Source organism: Limnohabitans sp., from assembly GCF_031538885.1.
Classification (GTDB): Bacteria; Pseudomonadota; Gammaproteobacteria; order Burkholderiales; family Burkholderiaceae_C; genus Limnohabitans.
Genome location: NZ_JAVKLW010000026.1, coordinates 1 through 17862 on the forward strand (window position 1 = coordinate 1; position 17862 = coordinate 17862).

Consider the following 17862-nt stretch of genomic DNA (forward strand, 5'->3'; position numbering starts at 1 on the left):
AGGGGCCTGAGGGCAAAGGTGGGATGACGAAATGGGTCTCTTACGCCGAAAAATCGTGCTATCGACGCACACAATTGCACATCGTGAAGTCCGTAACAAGTCACGCTACAAATTCATGCGTTGTGCAGACCTTCCTTAGAAGTTATCTGTTAGAACGCGTTCTGCGGTCTTTACGATGGCGATTGCGAACTTACGCAATTTAGACGACATGCTCGATCACGGGCAAGTGGGCTCGGCGGGGGCATCCGCTTCGGTAGCTGCTGCTGCAAATTCGTTAGATAGCAAGCGTTGTTTAAAGCGAGGCATCAAGCAGCAGCGCTGCTGCGGTGGTGTTCATCGCTTGCGCAATACGGACGATGTTGCGCACTGTCAGATTCTTTTCGCCGCGTTCAACGGCACCAATTTGAGACGACGGTCTGCAAAATCAATCTCCGCAGGAGCACAAAGATGACAACTCACTCAACACACGCAGCCATTAAAACCAGCAGGTTGTGGCTCTCGGGTTTTGCACTTGCAGCAGTGGCAACATTCACCACCACGCTCATGACCACGCATACCGCCCAAGCCCAAGAGCTAGGCAAACACGGAGCGGACTACACCTATGCCGAGGGCAGTCCTACCTACTGGCGCAACATGCACAGCACACGGCCCAATGACTTTGTGTTTCAGCGCGACCCGAGTGTGTGGGTGTACACCAAAGAGGTGGCGCAACGTACGGGCATGCCCTTGGAGTGGGCCAGTGATGAGCTTAAGGGGGTGGCGGCGGCGGCGTTTCGCATGGAGCCTGACAGCAAAGGCCCCAACTGCGGCTGGGGAGGCAACCCCAAAGCCTGTAAGTGGGATCAGCAGTGTGTGTTGGAGCTGTATTTTGATAGACAGGCCCATGTGCTGCCGTGGGATATGCGCAGACAAGTGGCGGATTTTTATTGGCAAGATGTGCCTACGGCATTTCACTTTTTGCCAGCACAAGGTTATGCCCCCGCACCTAACGGAGATAAGTCACGCAACACAGAAGGTTCGCCCAACTACCCATCGTTAGGCCGCTCCCCCTTCACCGACCCCAAGACGGGGGAGGAGTTGGGGTTTGCGGGCAAAGGACATGAAGGCAAATCGCGAGTGATTGCCTATGACCGAGAAATGCACAGTCGGTATGCGTTTGTGCGTTTGGATGGTGGATGCGCCATTTCTAAGAGGAGCTTCCCCAATGGAGACACCGTTCAACTGCGTCGCATCAAAGGACTGAACGTCGCAACAGATTCGCCAGTGTTTCATGAATTGCATCTGCCCAGCTCATGGACAGAGCGTGTCGGACAAGTAACTCAGTCTTTGCAACAACAAGACCACGATTTTTACAAAGGCATCTGGAACAACATCAACCCCCAAGGAGACAAGAAATGAGCAACACCAATATCAATCTCACAACACTGACCGCCCGCACTGTGCTGGCCTCTACCTTCTCGCAAGGCGTGTATCCGCGTACTGGTGGCCCAGCGTTTACGCCGCCAGAGGGTTTTGAACGAGTGACAGTGCCAACAGATAAATTTACCGCCACCTCCACAGGCTTCGCAGCAGAGACGTATGTCAACAAAACCACAGGAGAGGTGGTGATTGCGTACAGAGGCAGCGACACCGTGGGCGAGGCGGTAGGTGTTGCTGCGAGGTCAGCGAGCACGGGTACATGGGATCCGCAGTTTACGGATGCGACGAACTATGCGGCCCAGGCTAAGGCGGCGGCTTTGAGCCAAATCAACGAATATCGAATTTCTAAAGGACAGCTTCCACTCGACTCCAAAGACCTAACCCCCCTAGTCACAGGCCACAGCTTGGGCGGTTTATTGGGCGAAGTAGTGAGCAAGATGTTTGGCTGGCCAGCGGAGGTGTTTGATTCTTTAGGCGGAGGCAAGCTGGTGGGCACCAAGGAGTACAACGACCAAGCCAGAGCACTGGGCCAAGTCGACGCCAGTGGCAAGCCCGTAGAGCACGACATGCGTGACAAGATCACCAACTATGCGACAAGTGCTGCCTCGTCGGTGGGAGAGCAGATAGGCCAGACGGTAGACATTCCTGCCTTGGGGCAAATGGGAGGAGGGGCAACAGTAGCCTCATTGGTGGGTTTTTTTGTGGTGCATCCTTTGGCGGGCATTGGTGCGGCACTTACGCAGCAGCAAATTGCACAGCACAGCAAGTTTGCGATTGAAGAAGCCATGTACGGACTAGCCGCTTTGAAGCCGCTGGTCGAAGAGCAGGGCAAGCTGCATGTGCAAAACATGACCCAAGCCCAAGCCAGTGGAACGATGCCAGCAGAGGGAGGTAGTGCGCCAGTGTTGGCCTTGGTGAATGAGCACAACGAAGTGGTGGCATACATCAGCAAGGATGCAGGCGTGACGCAAATTGTGGTTCAAAGAGGCAGCAACGCGGGTGTGCAAATTGAGATGACGCGAGAGGCAGGACAAGAAAACGGGGCGCTACGCATTGCAGAAAAACATCGCGGACAGCCAGAAGTGGTGCTAACGCCAGAGGACTTGCTCACGCGGCTCAAAGGGACGAATGGTGGGGCGAATAGTGGGGTGAACGGTGGGACGTTGTCGATACAAACATTTGACGATGGCAGCCGCATAGAGAACGGTCTCACCAGCAGCGGTGTGCAAATTGCGCGTATCTACGATGCCAATGGTCGTTTGAATGCAACCATTCAAACCCAAACCTACGACGACGGAACCCAAACGGAAGTGAAGACGGAAGCAGGGCGGACGTATGTACGTGCCTTGGTGCCAAGTGAAGATGGCAGCGGTGCAGGAGGCGGTGTAGAGGCCAGCGATTGGCGAGAGGTCAGCCTTGCCCCCTCATCGAGTACAACCGCTGCTTCAAGCACAGCCGCCCAACAACAGCACTACCAAACGCAGCTGTACAGCGACATGGCGGGGTTTATCAACGCCTTGCGTGGGCATGACAAAGTCAACCAAGTGTTGTACGGCAGCAAGATGGCGCTGGATGTGGCGCTGGGTCAGGGCCACACGGTCAACCAAGCGTTGAGCAACATGCACACCACGCTCAACGGCATCTCGGGCGCGGTGGGTGTGGTGGCCTCGCTGCATGCGTTGCAGTCCAGTGACGGCATTGCCCAAGCGGGTGGGGCGGTGGGGTTGCTCAGCAGTGGCAACCAGTTGGCCAACTCGTTGTGTGTGACGCACATCGGGGTTGATGGTAAAAGCACGTCAGGTTTTTTAAGCGGGCCGGACTTGGCGGCGCTGCAAGTGGTGACAGCGATTTTGGCGATTGCGAACTTACGCAATTTAGACGACATGCTCGATCACGGGCAAGTGGGCTCGGCGGGGGCATCGATTTATCAGGCGGTGCAGGCGGTGCGTACGCTGAATGCAGCAGCCGATGTGGCTGCTGCAGCACACATGACAGCCGCAGCCACCACGGCGGTAGAGACGGCGGCAGCGGCTTCGGCAACTGCTGCTGCCACCGAGGCAGCTGCCTCAGCGGCGATTGACCCCACCACCTTTGTCATCATCCTCGCCACGGCGTGGGTGCTGGACGACATCTTTGGGGGTAACGCACCAACCCCACCGCCAAAACCTCCTGTGGGCTGGGCGGAGTTCAAGCGTGGCAGCGATGGCCACTTGGCATGGGACTACCACGGCACACTGCCCGATGGGCGCAGCTACGGCTATGCGGACACGGCGTTGGGCAAAAGTATCTTGGATGCCAAGATGCAAAGATTGGCGAGCACGCTCAACCAACAAATAGCCGAGGCCAACCAAGGCAACACCGACCCAGAGCGTGCCTTGGTGCTAGTTGCCAGCCGCATCCCCAAGGTGCTGCTGCAAAGCTGGGTCAGCTACGACGGCAACGGCGTGAACAACTACCACTACGTGCTAGAGAGCAAAGACGCGCAAACGGGAGACAAAACCTACCAGCCTATTGCAAGGCAAGACATCGACAAATATTTCAGCGCCAGTGTGATTGCACCCGAGGCCTTGGTGCAGCAGTGGCAGGCCAACCACATGAGTGCTAAGTTTGGTGCGGATGAAAACAAGTGGCTCACCGAAGGCCAGTACCTCAACCAACAAAGCCCTGTTGAGGCGCAACGCAGCGCCCTGAAAGCCGCGTACCTCAAAGCCCAAGAAACGCTCAAAGCGGCGCGGGCGGTGAGCATCGACATGGTGGGCAATGACGACATGACCGCGCAAGAGTATGCGGCCCAAGTGGCCGCGCAGCAGCTTGCGCAAGCTGCCAAAAACAAAGCCATTGCGGATGCGCAGAGAGCACTTGGCAAAACCGAAGCGGAGTACCACTTTTATAACGCCGAGCATCCACAAGACGGTCAATTGGCGGCGGCTGTGGTGGATCAGACGAATGCGGTCTGGAGCAATGCTGAGGCGTTGATGAGTGCGCGCGAACACGCCACGCAGCAGTGGCTCAAGGTAATTGCGCTGGATTGGGATGGCAACGGCAGCATTGCCAAGATTATTCCCAAAGCGAATCTGAGCACCGACTTGCGCAGCATGCAAAGCGATGGGGCCGCACGTTTTGATGTGGACAACGACGGCTATCGGGAAGTGACCGAGTGGGGGGGTAACACCGATGCCATGCTGGGGTTAGACCGTGACGGCAACGGCTTGCTGGACACAGCCAGCGAGTTGTTCAATGGTGCTAACACCACGTTTGACCAGCGCGGCTTGAATAGCCTCAAGTACTACGACAGCAACAACGATGGCAAGCTCACGGCGGCAGACAAAGCGTGGAAGCTGCTGCGTGTGTGGATGGACGTGAATGGTGACGGCAGCGCTGGTTCGCTAGAGACGCTGACCATGGACATGAGCTATGTAGGTGTAGACATGGCGGCGCTCAAGGCCAACTTGGATGCAGCGGGTAAAGCGGCGCTAGACGCATTGCAAGCACTGAAGGTCACAGCCATTGACCTCGCTACCCACCGCATGACGCTGGCCAATGGCACGAGTGTGGACATGGTGGACCAAGGCCTCAAAGCTGACATGTTGGGCACGATGGTGCAGGTAGACGAAGCCACGCACAACGTGACAGTGCTTAAAGAGCGCAAAGGGGCCGATGCCGAGCGTGAGCATTACATCACGGTGTTGCAAGACTTGAGTGTGTTGCAAGAACTCAAGCGCAACGACTTGACCTTCGAGCGTCGCAAAACCTTGCGTGATATGGCAATCAAGTACGGTATGAACCCCGATGCGCAAGACTTCAATGCCACGCTCGACAGTTTGGTGGCCGGCATCAACACGGTGCTCAACCCCGATCCCACCAGAATCAGTACTGATGATGTGGCAGTGGATATCAGTCGTTTGGTTTTGAATCATCTTGCGCCCATCCAAGCACTTTGGGCGCAGCCCAGCCAAAGCACAGGGTTTAGCGAGCAGTGGACAACTGCGCGCAGTGTGAATGCGGCAGAGGTGCAAAGCGAGCTTGCACTTACCCCACAAGAAGCAGCCGCACCCGTGTCTGCGCAGTGGGTTTTACCTAGGCAGATGTACACCTTGGACTATGTGACCAAGGGCGCACAGCAAGGCGGTCTGGTGCAGCAGCAAGCTGTGACGGTGAGCGAAACCATGGCCCACAAAGCAGTGCCCACGCAAACCGTGCAGGTGTACACCACAACCACGGCCACGCAAAGCTTAGGGGCCGTGCGTTACCAAGGCAGGGAAGATGAAGGCTTGAGCTTGGGCTATTTGCAGCTGGAGCAAGAGGTGCGGAGCTTGTTGGCGGGTGGGGCCTATGCCACGTTCAAATTGTTGGGCGTGCGTGAGGTGCGCCACGGCAGTGTCGCGATGGATGATGCCAGCGAGGTGATGCGTTTTGTGCCGGAGGCAGACTATGTCGGCACGGATGCAGGTTTTGCCTATGTGGTGGCAGATAACAAGGGGCAAACGATTGAGCGCCGCGTGGATTTGAATTTGGCGGCTGTCAACGATGCACCCACGGTGCTAGGTGAGTGTGTGGCCACGGTTGAGGATGTGCCTTTGCTTTTTAGTGCGGCTACGTTGTTAGCCAATGACAGCGACAAAGAGGGCGATGCTTTAAAAATCATTGGCATAGGCCATGTGGGCATGGGCCGTGCCACGCTAGAGGAGAACGGACAAATTCGCTATGTACCACCGCAAGACTTGTATGGCGTGACGGACACGTTGGAGTACTTGGTGCAAGACGCGCGTGGCGCAGTCTCGGTAGGTAAAGTCAAAATCAAACTGGCGGCGGTGAACGACGCACCTACCGTCATGAGCGAGGTGATACGCAATGCCCACGAAGACGAAACGCTGTACATCGATGCCAAGCTACTGCTGGCTAATGACTTTGACCCAGACGTGGATGCGCGTGTAGGGGGTGCGCCGTTGCGCATCAGTGCGGTCACGGGGGCGGTGCATGGTGAGGTGTTTTTAGAGGCTTCGGGGCATGTGATTTTTGTGCCTGAACGCAACTTCAACGGCACGGCCAGTTTTAACTACACCGTGGTCGATGCTGACGGATTAGCCACCACGGGCAAAGCAGAAATTGCCATTGCCAGTGCAAACGACGCGCCGCAAGCCGTGGGTGAGACGATACAGAGCTTAGAAGACGAAGTGTTGACCATAGACCCCGCGGTGCTGCTGGCCAACGATGTGGATGTGGATATGGCCACCAACGGTCAAAAGTTACGCCTACGTGCGGTGGGTGAAGTGGGGGGTGCTGAGCCGTATGCGCCTGTGGGTGGGCGTGTTGAGTTGGTTAATGGCAAGGTGGTGTTCACGCCAACAGCCAATCGCACGGGAGAGGCAAGCTTCACGTATTTTGTGGAAGACGAAGCGGGTGGCGTGTCTTGTGCGACGGTGAGGATTAACTTGGCCGCAGTGAACGACTCGCCAACAGTGCCTCAGCGTGTATTTGCAGCCACGGAAGATACGGCTGTCAAAATCCGAGCAAGCCAGTTGATGGCCAATGTGCGCGATGCAGAGGACGGTACAACAGGTTTGGTGTTGGCCGTCAATCTAGACAGCGCCAAAGGGGGTGTGCTGACCCGTGCGTTTGATGCCACGGTGGGTGAGGATGTGTACACCTTCACGCCGCCAACGAATTTCAGCACAGCACAAAGCGGCTTTGCCAGTTTTACTTACAGTGTGGCCGACCAACAAGGGGCCACCACCACGGCAACGGCCAACATTGATGTGAGCAATGTGAACGATGCCCCTGTTTTTGTGCCAGGCAGCAAGGTGACCAAGATGGGTGTTGAAGACACGCCCATGCGCTTGTCTGAGGCAGCATTAGCCAAGATGTTTTTTGATGCGGATGGTGATGTGTTGCGCGTGGACACCAGCAGCTTGCGTGCGCTGACTGCGTGCGACAGTATTGGGTTTGACGCCGCGACGCGTGAGGTGGTGTTTACCTCTGCGCCCAATGCCAACGGAGTGCGCCAAATTGCATTGGCGATGAAAGACCCAGCGGGGGCGAGTACGGGCGCCGTGACGTTGAGTCTCAATCTAACTGCTGTCAACGACGCGCCTGTGGTGGAGGCGTTTCCGTTTTCAGCGCGAGAAGATGGCGGGTCTACCGACGCGCAGCAGTCCTACTGGAGCACGATTTACCTGAGCGATATTTTGGCCAAGGCCAGTGATGTGGAGGGCGATGCCCTGAGCGTGAGCGCGGTGAGTGGTTTCAGTGTGGCAGGCACACAGTACCAGCTGGATGCGGCCAGCGGCAAACTCAAATTCATGACCCCACTCAACTACTACGGGCCACTGAGCTTTAATTACACCGTCAGCGATGGGCATGGGGGCAATACGACCCAAACGGCGCGCGGCGTAGTGACCCCTGTGAACGATGCGCCTGATGTGACGGTGGTGCGGTTGAATCCAGAGTGGGGGGATTGGTACTTAGGCTATCGGTTGGATATAACGGACGTGGACTCGCCAGCAACCCATCAAATTGCGATCAATAGAAATCCATTGCAGAGTTCGGTGAGTATGAGCACGATCTGGATTGACTGTACATGGTGGGGCGAGGACATAGTAGTAGGGTGCGCCGCCAAAAACTACTTCACGGTTAACAACTTGATACAAGGCGGCAGGACACAAGGCGAGTTTGTGGAATTCAAAGTCACTGACAGTGGTGGTGCCATTGCGTATTCGATGGTTAATTTCACTGCGCGGGGCTACGACCCCATCATCATTGACTTGCAAGGCGATGGCCTGTCGTTCATCAATGCGCGCGACAGCCAAGTGCGCTTTGATGTGAACGGTGATGGTGTGAAAGACCAAATTGCTTGGATGGGTGGCGACGAATCGATGCTGGTGTATGACCACAACAACGATGGACTGGTGACCCGTTTTGACGAGTTGGCGTTTGGCTCGCACTTGGCTGACCCCAACCCCAATTTGCCAGATTTACAGGCGCTGGCTCGGCCTGAATTTGATGCGAACCAAGACGGGGTGTTCAATGCCAGAGATGCCAAGTGGCAGCAGTTCAGGCTTTGGCACGATGCCAACAGCAACGGTGTGGTGGATGCTGGCGAGATGCAAAGTCTCGCCAGTGCGGGTGTGAGTGCGCTGCATTTGCAGGCCAATGTGCTCAATCATTCGTATGGCCCAGATGTGAGTATTCGAGGGTTCACGCGGGTGCAGATGAGTGATGGCCGCATGCTGCAAGCAGGCGATGCGCAGTTTGGTATTTACGACGCGAGTTTTGATACACCTGCTACGCAGCCCGATGCGAAGGTGAGCGCCGCGACCGCGCAAGAGGTGCAAGCACAGCTTGATGTCATAGCGCACTCGCTGGATGCGCAGCTGCATGCGGGTAATACCCATTTCAGCGGGGCGGTGCAGGCGGGTGCGTATCACAAAGCCTTGGTTGGTAAGGCCTATGACTACGTGCTCCCCACGGGTGCGACGTATGACCTGCGGTTGGCCGATGGCAGCGCATGGCCAAGTTGGTTGAGCTACGACGCAAGCACGCGTACCTTGAGTGGTACGCCCACAGATTTTTCAGTAGGCGCATTCACGATTCAAGTCACGGCCCAAGGCAGCAGCAGCCCTAGTCTGTTGACTTTGGAGGTGGCGCAGTACAACCAAGCCCCGATGGTGTACGGCAACATGCCCACGCAATTTGCGACAGAGCGCGAAGCGTTCAGTTTGGATGTAGCCCCTAATTTCTTTATCGACCGCGATGCTGCGGACAAATTGCAGTTTTCAGCGCAACTGGCCAATGGGCAGCCACTGCCCGCGTGGTTGCACTTTGATGCGCAGAATTTGCGTTTGGAGGGAACCCCCACGCAAGCAGAGGTGGGTCAGTTAGAGGTGATGTTGATTGCACGTGATGCAGCCAATGCCACAGCAAGCGAGAGCTTTTATCTGGTAGTGAGCAACGTCAATGACGCGCCGACATTGGCACATGGATTGCAGCCGTTTGGTGTGCGTGTGGGTCAAGCCAACACCTATACGCTGGCTGACGATGCCTTTGCAGATGCAGATATCGGTGTGGATGCCAACGAGCAGTTGAGCTACACGGTGAGCATGGCCGACGGCAGTGCGTTGCCTGCTTGGCTCACATTTGCTTCAGCCACACACACGTTGACGGCAAGACCTTCGGCTAGTGATGTGACTACCGCGATTCAGCTGCGTGTGACAGCGACCGATACGCATGGCGCAAGTGTGAGCACGTTGTTGGCATTAGGTGCTGCGCAGTGGGGGACAGCAGGCGACGATGTGTTGACTGCTGGGGATGGGGATCAGTATTTGTGGGGCGAGGCGGGTAATGACACCTTGGATGGTGGCGCAGGAGCCGACACCCTCCAAGGTGGCGTAGGCAATGACACTTATATGTTCGCGCGTGGTTTTGGCAAAGACATTGTGAGTGACGTTGACACCGCAGTGGGCAATGTGGATGTGTTGCAGTTTGATGCGAATGTGGTGGCCTCTGGCGTGGCATTGGCACAAGTTGGCAATGACTTGTGGGTAAGTGTGAGCGGCTCAGGCGATCAAATTCAATTGACAAATTGGTTTGTGGGCAGCGCTTATCAGGTAGAAAAAATGCGGTTTGCAGATGGCACGGTTTGGGATACGACAGCGATGCGTGGCAAAGCAACTTCGGCAGATGTGGTGGCCAGCAACAGCACGGCTGTGACGTTGAATGTGGGGCAAACGTACATCGAAAGCATTGCGGGTGCGGGAGACCACGATTGGTACAAAGTGAGTTTGACAGCGGGCGTGTCATACCAGTTTGACCAAATGAAATTGGGTGCCAGCACATTGGACTCTTACTTGCGACTGCGCGATGCAACAGGGACGCAACTGGCGTTTAACGATGACAGTGGCGGTAACTTAAATTCATTGCTGGCGTATACCCCCACAACCACAGGAACTTATTACTTGGATGCGGGTGGTTACAACGAAACGTCGATAGGCAACTATGTACTGAGCGTGATTCATAAAGAGCAGGGCACGGTAGGTGCGGATGTACTGAACGGCACATCTGCGGCGGATCAGTTTGAAGGCGGCCTAGGGGATGATGTGTTCAATGTGAACAACGTTGGCGATGTGGTGGTAGAGGGGCTAAGAGCGGGGACGGACACGGTCAACGCCAGTATCAGTTACACCCTTGGTGCGAATGTTGAAAACCTCACATTGACAGGGGCAGCTGCGACCAACGCTACAGGCAACGGATTGAACAACGTGTTGACGGGCAATAGTGCAAACAACACGTTAGATGGAGGTTTAGGCAACGACACTTATATGTTCGCGCGTGGTTTTGGCAAAGACATTGTGAGTGACGTTGACGCCGCAGTGGGCAATGTGGATGTGTTGCAGTTCGATGCCAATGTGAATAGCAGCAACGTGGCACTGGCACGAGTGGGCAATGATCTATGGCTAACCGTCAGTGGCGGCGGTAGTGACCAAGTGCAGGTGACAAACTGGTTCAGTGGCAGTGCATATCAGGTGGAGCAAATCAAGTTTGCAGACGGGGCACTGTGGAACACAGCGACCATCAGCAGCAAAGCGACGACCGGTGATGTGGCGGGCGACGCTAGCACTGCGGTGAGTTTGGCCGTAGGTGCCTCGTACATCGAGAGCATTGCCACGGCAGGCGACCACGATTGGTTCAGGCTGTCGTTGACAGCAGGAGTTGCGTATCAATTTGATCAAATCAAACTCAATGGCAGCTCGATTGATTCGTACCTGCGATTGCGCGATACCTCAGGAAATCAATTGGCCTACAACGATGATTCAGGCGGGAACCTGAACTCATTGTTCACCTACACGCCGACATCGACAGGGACGTATTACCTTGATGCAGGGGGGTACAACAACACCTCCACAGGTAGTTACATGCTCAGTGTGGTGCATCGAGAGCAGGGGACATCGGGGGCCGATAGCTTGAGCGGCACGGCAGGTGCAGACCAGTTTGAGGGAGGTGCTGGTGATGATGTGTACACGGTGAACCACGTGGGTGATGTAGTGATTGAAGGTGCTAATGGGGGGGTGGATAAGGTGAATGCAAGCGTGAGCTACACCTTGGGAGCAAACGTAGAGAACCTGACGTTAACAGGCAGTGCCTCGATCAATGGCACAGGTAATGAGCTAAACAACACGATCACGGGCAGCAGTGGTGTGAACGTGTTGAACGGAGGTGCAGGCACAGACACCTTGGTAGGCGGTGCAGGTGCAGACCGCTTTGTGTTCGACACAACGCCCAATGCCTCAACCAATATGGATACTGTGGTTGATTTCAGCATTGGTGACGCTGATCGCATCGCAATGGATGATGCTGTGTTCGATAAGTTGGTGGGTGATGTCGATTTGACAGATAACTTTCGCTTGAGTACCCAAGCTGCAGTGGGCGGCAATGATTGGTTGGTTTACAACCCAAACACAGGCCAGCTTTATTACGACGCAGCAGGCAATGGCGCAGCTGGCAGTTTGGGCAGTGCGGTGTTGTTTGCCACATTAGGCAGCAAGCCTACAAGCTTGACGGGTCAACATTTTGTTGTGATTTGAGAATTCGTATGGCCCATATCGCCCATATCGCCCATATCGCCCATATCGCCCGCAAGGGTGATTGGGCCATACGGTTTGGGGGCCTAGGTTCACTACTAAAATCTACCGACTCGCTTGGCTACCACTCACACTATGACACGTCAATTTTTTCGCTTCGCACTTGGGCTTTTGACCGCTGGTTTACTGGCCTTGCCAGCTTGGGCGCAGTTCCGTGTCGAAGTGTCAGGCGTAGGGTTGACCCAAGTGCCGATTGCCTTTGCCCCCTTGCGTGGTGAAGAGTCCTCCCCACAAAAGATCTCTGCCATTGTGCAAAGTGATTTAGAACGCAGCGGCCAGTTCCGCAGCATCACCGCAGGTGTGGTGATCGACGAAACCCAACGCCCCGACATCATCACCATGCGCCAAAAAGGCGCCGATGCCTTGCTGAGTGGCAGCATCAGCCGCATGAACGATGGTCGCTACGACGTGCGCGTTCGATTGTGGGACGTGGTGCGTGGGCAAGATCTGGGTGCGATGAGTTATGTGGTGGTGACAGGCGATTTGCGCTTGGCCTCACATCGCATCGCCGATTTTGTTTATGAAAAACTCACGGGCGACAAAGGCGTGTTCTCTACCCGTATTGCCTATGTGACCAAGGCGGGGGCGCGCTACAACCTCTGGGTCGCGGACTCGGACGGCGAAAACGCCCAGTCTGCGTTAGCCAGCCCAGAGCCCATCATCTCGCCGAGCTGGTCGCCTTCGGGCTCACAGTTGGCCTATGTGTCGTTTGAATCTCGTAAGCCCGTCGTGTATGTGCACGATGTGTCCACGGGCAAGCGTCGTGTGGTCGCCAACTTTAGGGGCTCCAACAGTGCGCCGAGCTGGTCGCCTGACGGACGAAGTCTTGCCGTGACGCTGAGCCGTGATGGTGGCTCACAGCTGTTTGTCATCGATGCCAATGGCGGTGAACCGCGCCGTTTGACCCAATCGGCAGGCATCGACACCGAGCCCGTGTTCGCCCCTGATGGCACCGCCATTTACTTTGTGAGCGACCGTGGGGGCTCGCCCCAGATTTACCGCATGCCTGCCTCGGGTGGCCCAGCCAACCGCGTCACGTTCAATGGCACTTACAACATCTCGCCAGCACTCAGCCCTGATGGACGTTGGTTGACCTACATCTCACGCATAGGTGGCGCTTTCAAGTTGCATGTGATGGACATTGGCAGTGGCAACGTGGCCGCTATTACCGACAGCAACCGCGATGAACGCCCGAGCTTTGCACCGAACAGCCGCCTCATCGTGTACGCTACGGTTCAAGATGGCCGTGAAGCGTTGATGACCACCACCTTAGATGGGCGCATCAAAGCTCGTTTGTCGGGTCAAGGTGGCGACTTGCGCGAGCCCAACTGGGGGCCATTCACTAAAATTCTGCCTTAATTCTTCTTTATTTTTTGGGGTCGTTGTATGAAAAAAATTCTTTCTGTCTTCTCTCTTGTCGCCCTGTTAGCAGGGTGTGCATCGGGCGTCAAACTTGATGATGTGCAAGTCGAAGACCGTGCGGGTGGTGCTGCGGGTCAAGCCGCAGTCAATGGCCTGAGCTCACACAGCCTGGGGTCCATGCAAGGCATCAAGCAAGGCCCCGCGGGTGTTGAGCACATCCTTTACTTCGACCTCGACAGCTACAGCGTCAAAGCTGAATACCAAAGCGTGCTCGAAGCCCATGCACGCTATCTGCGTGCTGACCGCAATCGCCGCGTCAACATTGAAGGCCACACAGACGAACGCGGTGGAAGCGAATACAACTTAGCACTGGGTCAAAAGCGTTCGGATGCCGTGCGCCGCTCCTTGTCTGTCTTGGGTGTGCCTGAAAGCCAAATGGAATCAGTGAGCTTTGGCAAAGAAAAACCAGTCACCCAAGGTTCGGATGAGTCGGCTTATGCACAAAACCGTCGCGCTGCACTGAACTACCAATGACATTGAACGTTTCTTTTCCTCTCCGTACTGTGGCGGTGGCCGCAGGTCTGCTCTTGAGCATGTCTACCCATGCGGCGTTGTTTGAAGACACCGAAGCGCGCCGCGCGATTTTGGACTTGCGTCAGCGTGTGGAACGTCAAGGCGAAGAGATTCAAAACTTCCAACGCAGCCTGCTCGAACAACAAAACCAGTTTGAAGCCCTGCGTGAAGAAACCGCGCGCTTGCGCGGCGAAAAAGAAGAGCTGACTCAAGCACTACGTCGTCAACAAGCGTTGTCGCAAGGCGTGGATGACCGCTTAAAAAGGTTTGAACCCACTCAAGTCAAAGTCGACGGCGTGGAGTTTGTGGCAGAGCCCGCAGAATCTAAAGCTTACGAAGAGGCGTTGGCTGTGCTTCGCAAAGGCGATTTCGTGGCGGCTGTGGGCTCGTTCAACGACTTCATCAAACGCAACCCCAAGAGCGGCTATGTGGGGCCCTCCTTGTTTTGGCTAGGTAACGCCCAATACGCCAGCCGCGATTACAACAACGCCATCAAAAATTTCAACACTTTGTTGGGTAAAGCGCCCAGCCACCAGCGTGCGCCCGAAGCCATGCTGTCGGTGGCCAACTGCCAGTTGGAACTCAAAGACATCAAGGCCGCACGCAAGACCTTTGGTGAGGTGGTGAAAACCTATCCGCACACAGAGGCGGCCAGCGCCGCCAGCGAACGCTTGGCAAAGCTCAAATGAGCGAATTGACCGCACTCACCCAAGAGGTACTCTGCGCTTTTTTTTTAGGGGCGTGTTGCTTGGTGCTATCGGTCAGTACACCTACTTTTGCACCGTGGGGCCGTGTCTGACGTGGTGAACATGGGGCTGATTGATCCCAACAAAACGCTGTGCGACAGCTCGTGTTTCATGTGGCCATCGACATCGGTCGGAGTTTTGATGTTTGGCTATGGCAGGGTACTCACCTCGGGCTGCGGCTATAAAACCTTGGTGCGCATTGGTGGGGGTAACCTCAAACCAGTGGTCGTATTTGTGGTGATGGGTATCAGTGCTTTTGCCACCCTCAAAAGCATCGCAGCCGTATGGCGCGTGAACACGGTCGATGCACGGTTCATCGACATGCCTGCTGGTGCCAACCTGCATGTCCTGCATATTCCTGGGCTCGGCTATATCGTTGGAACCGCCATCTTGTTTTGGGTTTTGCGGTACAAAGACGTTTGGAACTTCGATGGTCTTCTGGCTGTGGCTGGTGTTGTCATGGGTTCAGCTGCTGCCTTGGTACGTCACACCTTTCGGTGGGACGGTTTTACCGTACCCTTTGACTTGGGCCAACATCTGCTTGGCCGTGTCCTCATGGGGGTGGGCGGTGTGACGGCGATGGGCTGCACCCTAGAGCAAGGCTTGAGTGGTGTTTCCACTCTGAGCCTGAATGCGCTGTTTGCCTTGGCATCGATCGTGGCAGGTGCTGTGCGGTCTTTGCAGTTGCAAGCTGCCCATTTAGAGCGGGCCGCTCATGCATGAACCCACTTTCATGGAGCGTCGTTTCGGGGGGCTAGACCGTTTGTATGGCGTGGCGGGTGCTGGGCGTATTCGTGCCGCGCATATGGTGGTGGTGGGCGTGGGCGGCGTGGGCTCATGGGCTGCAGAGGCCTTGGCCCGCAGCGGGGCTGGGCGCTTGACACTGATTGACTTAGACCATGTGGCAGAGTCCAACATCAACCGCCAAATCCATGCACTGGACACCACCGTGGGCATGGCCAAAGTCCAAGCCATGTGCGAACGTATTGCACACATCAATCCCGAATGTGAGGTGACGTGCATCGAAGATTTTGTGGAGCCCGACAACTGGCCTCAGCTCTTGAACGGTGTCGCGGTCGATGCCGTGATTGACGCATGCGATCAAGTCAAAGCCAAAACAGTCATGGCCGCTTGGGCGCTCACACAACCCGTGTTGTTCATCACCGTAGGTGCTGCTGGTGGTAAACGCTTGGCGCACAAAGTGGATGTGGATGACCTCGCCAACACCAGCCACGACCCCTTGCTTGCCAAGTTGCGTTACAACTTGCGTCGCCAATATGGCGCTGCGCGTGACGGCAAAAAAATCGGTATCGCTGGTGTGTTCAGCCGTGAAGCCGTAGCCCCACCAGATGTGAGTTGCGCCGTTGAAGGCGATGGATCTTTGAACTGCCACGGCTATGGCTCGGTAGTCAGCGTGACGGCCACCTTTGGCCAATGCGCCGCGGGCTGGGTGTTAGATCAAATTTCTTCGCGCCCGTTGCTAAAATCTTGAAAAATACGTTATACTATTAGGCTTCGCGGGGTGCAAAACGCTTGTTAATACCTCGTGTGACGGGACCATAGCTCAGTTGGTAGAGCAGCGGACTTTTAATCCGTTTGTCGTGGGTTCGACCCCCGCTGGTCCCACCAAAACACTAGTAAACATGCCGTTTACAAAGAGAAGTAGCCACTATCAAGTGGCTGTTTTTCTTTGTGCGCACCGACGACGCACTTTTTCTCACCATCTACCCATCCGAAAGCGGAACTGTACTAACATTGTGCTAACTTTTTCAAGGGGTAAACATGCAAGTTTCTATTCGAAAAATGGGCAATTCGCACGGTGTTTTGATTCCCAAACCGATTCTTGTTGAAACCGGTTTGACTGCTCTGGCCGAGCTGGTTTTGAACAAGGGCGTGATTGAAATTCGGCCCATCAAAAACTAGTCACGCATCGGCTGGGCCAAAGATGCGCAGCGCATTGCCGCGCAAGCGGGCGATGCTTTGGTTTGGCCAGTTCTGGCCAACGAGGGCGATGAGGCTTTGCAATGGTGGGTGTCTTGTTGCAAACTGGCGATATTTGCCTGGCGGCGCTGGACTCCACTGTGGGCAGCGAAATTCAAAAAATACGCCCCTGTGTGATGATTTCACCCAGCGAGATGCACCAACACCTGCGCACCGTGATCGTGGCCCCCATGACCACGGGTTCGCGCCCAGCGGCGTTCAGAATCCCGCTCACCTTTCAAGGCAAGCAAGGTCTAATTTTGCTCGACCAAATTCGCACATTGGACAAACAGCGCTTGGTACAGCGGGTGGGGGCGGTACATGCGAGCACTTTGACGCGCGCGCTGAAAACCCTTCAAGACATGTTTGAACCCGCGACTTTGTAAGACGACAAGAGTCATCAAGCGTTTGTGCAGGTGCTGGCGTACCGGCACAGCGGGTTTTCGGTAGACCCCAGCGTTTGCATTGCAGCGCATGACCGCGCGGGCTTGGGGCGCTTGCTGCGCTACTGCGCATGGCCTCCGTTTGCAATGGATCAGCTGCGCAAAGCGGGCAGCGAGGTGGACGAGATCATCCACCAAATACTGGAGCACATCGGGGTGGATGCAGAACCGCCGGGCATCACTCCAGCACGCGGGCCGCCGCTGTGGAAAGGGTTCGATGTGCCGATGGGCAATGGCTCGAAGCGACCTGGCTCAGTAGCGTGGTGACCCCCAGGTGGGGCTATATCCTATCCGTGGCAGAGAGCTTGTTCAAAGCCCCCGATCCCATTGGTTACAACCCAGCCTTTCCCATTTGTGCTTGAGCAATTCAAGCTGATTACAGGGGATGATGAATAGTATTGATTAAGCGTCAGCAAAAGCAGATCAGGCTGTTACAAGTGAGGGGTATTTGAAATAAGGCAGGTGGGGGTGGGGAGGTAAAAAGGGACTTGGCTTTATTTGATACAGGTTTGCGGGGGATTGGGGTGGCGGTGGCGGGAATGTTTGATTTGATCCATTGATTGCTAGGGCGGATTCAAGGACGAAGTGCAACAAAGATGAACTGGTTATAGGTGGCTGAGGATGCGAGAGCATCATGGCCGCTTTAACCGCCAAGTCGAAGTTGCCCAATGTACAAGCACCTCAGCCGAGAAGAACGATACCAAA

Annotated in this window: 9 protein-coding genes and 1 tRNA gene; all 10 read left to right on the forward strand. The window is 55.6% G+C overall.

Annotated features, from left to right (window positions below; genetic code table 11):
- Positions 1-543: 543 nt before the first annotated feature.
- The 10 genes from RMS03_RS01765 to RMS03_RS11605 all read left to right on the forward strand — a co-directional run bounded on the left by RMS03_RS01765 (position 544) and on the right by RMS03_RS11605 (position 17424).
- Complete coding sequence (locus RMS03_RS01765; protein WP_310625402.1) at positions 544-1398, forward strand: hypothetical protein; 855 nt, start codon at positions 544-546, stop codon at positions 1396-1398.
- A complete protein-coding gene (locus tag RMS03_RS01770) occupies positions 1395-11996 on the forward strand; it encodes a tandem-95 repeat protein (protein ID WP_310625403.1) in 10602 nt (3533 codons plus the stop codon). The genes RMS03_RS01765 and RMS03_RS01770 overlap by 4 nt, the downstream gene beginning before the upstream one ends.
- Before the next feature lie 132 nt (positions 11997-12128).
- Entirely contained in the window at positions 12129-13412 is a 1284-nt protein-coding gene (gene tolB, locus RMS03_RS01775) for a Tol-Pal system beta propeller repeat protein TolB (protein WP_310625404.1), read from the forward strand.
- Positions 13413-13439: 27 nt separating this feature from the next.
- Positions 13440-13949: a peptidoglycan-associated lipoprotein Pal gene (gene pal, locus RMS03_RS01780; protein ID WP_310625405.1), complete on the forward strand. Its 510-nt coding sequence runs from the start codon at positions 13440-13442 to the stop codon at positions 13947-13949.
- Entirely contained in the window at positions 13946-14677 is a 732-nt protein-coding gene (gene ybgF, locus RMS03_RS01785; RefSeq protein ID WP_310625406.1) for a tol-pal system protein YbgF, read from the forward strand. Before pal ends, ybgF begins: the two co-directional genes overlap by 4 nt.
- Before the next feature lie 102 nt (positions 14678-14779).
- Positions 14780-15457 carry a YeeE/YedE thiosulfate transporter family protein gene (locus RMS03_RS01790; RefSeq protein WP_310625407.1) on the forward strand — a complete coding sequence of 226 codons (678 nt, stop codon included), beginning with the start codon at positions 14780-14782 and terminating at the stop codon, positions 15455-15457.
- Positions 15450-16226 carry a tRNA threonylcarbamoyladenosine dehydratase gene (locus tag RMS03_RS01795; protein ID WP_310625408.1) on the forward strand — a complete coding sequence of 259 codons (777 nt, stop codon included), beginning with the start codon at positions 15450-15452 and terminating at the stop codon, positions 16224-16226. Before RMS03_RS01790 ends, RMS03_RS01795 begins: the two co-directional genes overlap by 8 nt.
- Before the next feature lie 61 nt (positions 16227-16287).
- Positions 16288-16363: transfer RNA gene (locus RMS03_RS01800), tRNA-Lys, on the forward strand.
- Positions 16364-16758: 395 nt separating this feature from the next.
- Positions 16759-17100 (forward strand): type II toxin-antitoxin system PemK/MazF family toxin, encoded by a 342-nt coding sequence (locus RMS03_RS01805; RefSeq protein WP_405023486.1) that lies wholly within the window; start codon positions 16759-16761, stop codon positions 17098-17100.
- A gap of 24 nt (positions 17101-17124) precedes the next feature.
- Positions 17125-17424, forward strand: a complete 300-nt coding sequence (locus RMS03_RS11605) for a hypothetical protein (RefSeq protein ID WP_405023487.1) — start codon at positions 17125-17127, stop codon at positions 17422-17424.
- The last annotated feature ends 438 nt before the right edge of the window (positions 17425-17862 follow it).